This is a genomic window from Staphylococcus ureilyticus (assembly GCF_002902235.1).
GTDB classification, from domain to species: domain Bacteria; phylum Bacillota; class Bacilli; order Staphylococcales; family Staphylococcaceae; genus Staphylococcus; species Staphylococcus ureilyticus.
Genome location: NZ_PPRL01000129.1, coordinates 1 through 3,622 on the forward strand (window position 1 = coordinate 1; position 3,622 = coordinate 3,622).

The following is a 3,622-nucleotide window of genomic DNA, read 5'->3' on the forward strand; positions in this document are numbered from 1 at the left end:
GAGCGACATTAGCGTTATCATCATTCTGATCTGCTACGTTAGTGCTGTCGTCTTTACTTTCATTAGTGTTGGAAGCCGTACTGTTATCGTTTGTAGAACCAGAAGTTGATTCGTCAGAAGCTACCTCAGAGTTAGTAACATCCGAAGCATTATCATCTTGAGCGACATTAGCGTTATCATCATTCTGATCTGCTATGTTAGTACTGTCTTCTTTACTTTCGTTAGTGTTCGAAGCCGTACTGTTATCGTTTGCAGAACCAGAAGTTGATTCATCAGAAGCTACCTCAGAGTCAGCAACATCCGAAGCATTATCATCTTGAGCAACAGTAGTTTTATCATCATTCTGATCTGCTACGTTAGTGCTGTCGGTTTTCACATCAGTACTTATAGAAACATCATTATTTACGGCTTGGGCATCTGTATTTTTATTGCTGTCAGAATTATTTTGATTTTCTTGATTTTGTGTAGAATATGTATTTTGACTTGATGTGTCTTTGTTTAGTTCGTCTAATTGTGCATCATAATTTTCAGGTTCATCTGACTTGAGTTCTTGCACTTGACTTGGATCATTGTATGTTTGTGTCCCTGAAATATTTGTCGTTGGATTACTAACTTCAGATTTTATTTCTTCGCTTTGCTTTAAGGTATTTTCATCATTCAACACATTTTTATTTGATTTCTGATTTTGTGTATTATCAGCTGCATGTGCATAATGGGTTGTCAAAGCTGTACCAGCTAACGTCAATGCAACTATTGAAGGTACCTTATAATTCAACTTTTTATTAGTCATTTAACTGCCCCTTTTATTATTAATATTTAATACCATTATAATACGAAGATAGTTTAATTGAATTGATTTCATAGATTTGTAATATAAAATTAATCTTATTAAGACACTAAAAAAGTAGAAATAATTTAAGAAAAGGCGGAAATACGCCTAATTTCAAATATATTAAAATATTACACTCTTTGGAATATTACATAATAAAGATGTACATTAACTGCAACTTTATTAAATTATTTAGTTCAAATTGTTTTATTCATTAAAATATGTTCAATATTTTCTTCTAAGAAAATATCACCTGAAGCCTTATAACCTAATGATTCATAAAAGCGTTGTGCATGGCATTGGGCATTAAGCGTTAACATATTATACCCTTGTTCTTTTGCTACTGTTTCAATGAAAAGCATTAAAGCTTTGCCATGACCTGATTTTCTATGTGTTGGTAAAATTGCTACGCGCTCAATTTTTGCTCCATTTTGATAGGGTCTAAACCTTCCAGTTGCAAAAGGGGAGTGTAGTTCATCATAACCTATGACATGAGTAGCGCTAGATTCAAATTGATCTATTTCATTTTCAAGCGGGACTCCTTGTTCACGAACAAAAACTGCTTTTCTAATTTCGTATGCATCATCCAACATTTTAGATGTAGTAACCACTTCGAACATGATAAAACCTCATTTCTTTTGAATATAATAAAACTACCCTATCACAATTATAATGTAATAGGGTAGTTATTTAATGTATTATTGAGCTTCTTGACGTACTAATGCAGTATATTGCCAAAAAATTCTCATTTGTGCAATATTCCAATTGTTCATCCCCATAGTAAAACCTGACGGCCTAAATAAATTGACGTCTGTTACTTCAAGGGCTGCTGCAATTAAATATTGTAGTGGTACACTAAGTTCTTTCATTGTTTCCGTTATACCATTTTGGTCATAAACCCAAGAAAAAGGTAGTTCTGATTCAAAAACATCAACTTTATCAAAAATTTCGGGTAGTGCTACGATATAACATGCACCGTCTACAACAGGGTTGGTTTCACTATCCTTGTAGTAGATTCGTAAAGCTTCATAGTTTTCACGATGTGCGTGATTAACATAGAAAAATTCATTTCTAAAAAGTGCCATATCCTTACTATGGATTAATTGTTGTTCTAAAACGTTAAACATACCGTTTATATTCGCTAATTTTTCATATGTTTTTCGTGACATGTCGCGATCTCCTCTCTACAGCTTAATATAGATTTGTTTGTAACTCTTGTGTGTTTTGTTGTTGATTTGGATCCTGCTGCTGTCGGTTAGGATCTATTTGTTGGTTGTAATCAGATTGTTGATTTGAATCGTTCGGTTGCTCTGTCGTTTGGTTATTATCTGTTTGATTCATATTATTTTGTTGATTTTCATTTGTAGAATTTGTATCTTGTGAATTTGAATTATTTTGTTCCGATTGTGAATTTGAATCGTCTTCATCTTCCTCAGAGCTATCTTTTTGATTTTTACGTAATAAACTACTATCAATTTCTGTTTGTGGTACGAGTGTACCATAAAAGTCGATGACACGTTTATTTAAGAAATCGTCTGTATCTTTAATTTTAGGTAAATTTAAATCGCTGCGCAAAAGATTTGCAGTATCTTGTATATTTTTAATATTAGGATTATAGTAATAAACACCATTTAAATAATCATCTTGACCTTCTAGCTGTTTACTTTTAATTTTAACATCATCTTTTAAGTAAGATGTAGCTAGTGCTTTTACTTCTTTATAACTTAAATTATGCTTCGCGTTTTTACCTACTATTTCAATTACATCATCTAATTTACTGAATGAATCTGCTTTTTGAGCTTTAATAAATAGCTTTTTAATTAAATCCATCTGTCTTTGGCCACGTTTTAAATCTGAATCTTGATGACGTGTTCTAGCGACTGCTAAAGCTTCATCTCCATTTAGTTTTTGGTGACCTTTTTTCACTTTTATTTTTCCTGTATCGTTTGTATTTGGTTCAGAAATATTATATGGAACATCGTATTCAATGCCACCGAGTTCATCAACGGCATCCACGAATGCTTCCATGTTAATTCTTACATAATAATCAACGGGCACATTTAATGTAGCTTCTACTGAATCCATAGAAGCTGTAGGGCCGTTGTATGCATGCGCGTGTGTAATTTTATCATAATAGCCGACTTCTGGAATGTAACTGATTGTATCGCGTGGGATACTTAACATTCGAATTTGTTCTTTATCTGCGTTAAAAGTAGATAATATCATTGCATCAGTTCTTGATTGTTCAGCGCTTTGCCCATTCTTTTCACGACCACTATTATCATCGATACCTAAAAATAAAATAGAGATTGGATCTTTAGACGGGTTTACTTTAGATTCACGAATACTTGATTCTCTAGAAGTATCGCTCGTATTCAATGAATGCTCAAATGCACCTTGTGACGATTTAAGTAATAAAACGGCAAATATAACTGGAACAACTACAAGAATTAAAGATAGAAATATTAAAAGGTATTTTAAAAATTTATTCATGTATGAAGCTCCCCATCGTATGTGATTTTGTATATATTACAATATTGATCTAATGTTAAGTTTTTGATTATTTCATTAAATTATTGTAAAGAGAAATTTGTACTATAACTTATAATTTTATAACTAACATTAAAAAATATCAACTAAGAATTTATCCTACTAAAGTTTGAATTATAAATTGGCGTATAGTTGATCATTAAAATATTCTAAATGAAAATAAAAGAAATAATTATTAAGAAAAACGACATGGCTAAAATGATTTATTTATAAACTTACGATATAATTAGCATATGTTAAATG

Annotated in this window: 3 protein-coding genes and 1 pseudogene; all 4 read right to left on the reverse strand. The window is 31.5% G+C overall.

The window, feature by feature from the left end:
• Positions 1-790 (reverse strand): annotated as a pseudogene (locus tag CD150_RS11710) (GW dipeptide domain-containing protein); the annotation flags it as partial.
• A 236-nt stretch (positions 791-1,026) separates the two neighbouring features.
• Positions 1,027-1,449, reverse strand: coding sequence for a GNAT family N-acetyltransferase (locus CD150_RS11715; RefSeq protein WP_073342552.1), 423 nt, complete (start codon positions 1,447-1,449; stop codon positions 1,027-1,029).
• A 78-nt stretch (positions 1,450-1,527) separates the two neighbouring features.
• Entirely contained in the window at positions 1,528-1,998 is a 471-nt protein-coding gene (locus CD150_RS11720) for a DUF2538 family protein (RefSeq protein ID WP_019468155.1), read from the reverse strand.
• A 22-nt stretch (positions 1,999-2,020) separates the two neighbouring features.
• Positions 2,021-3,322: an LCP family protein gene (locus CD150_RS11725; RefSeq protein WP_103161622.1), complete on the reverse strand. Its 1,302-nt coding sequence runs from the start codon at positions 3,320-3,322 to the stop codon at positions 2,021-2,023.
• Between the last annotated feature and the right edge of the window lie 300 nt (positions 3,323-3,622).

Excerpts from the sequence above, each read along its gene's own strand:
- CD150_RS11715 (WP_073342552.1), bottom strand. The coding sequence starts at position 1,449 with ATGTTCGAAGTGGTTACTACATCTAAAATGTTGGATGATGCATACGAA.
- CD150_RS11720 (WP_019468155.1), bottom strand. The coding sequence starts at position 1,998 with ATGTCACGAAAAACATATGAAAAATTAGCGAATATAAACGGTATGTTT.
- CD150_RS11725 (WP_103161622.1), bottom strand. The coding sequence starts at position 3,322 with ATGAATAAATTTTTAAAATACCTTTTAATATTTCTATCTTTAATTCTT.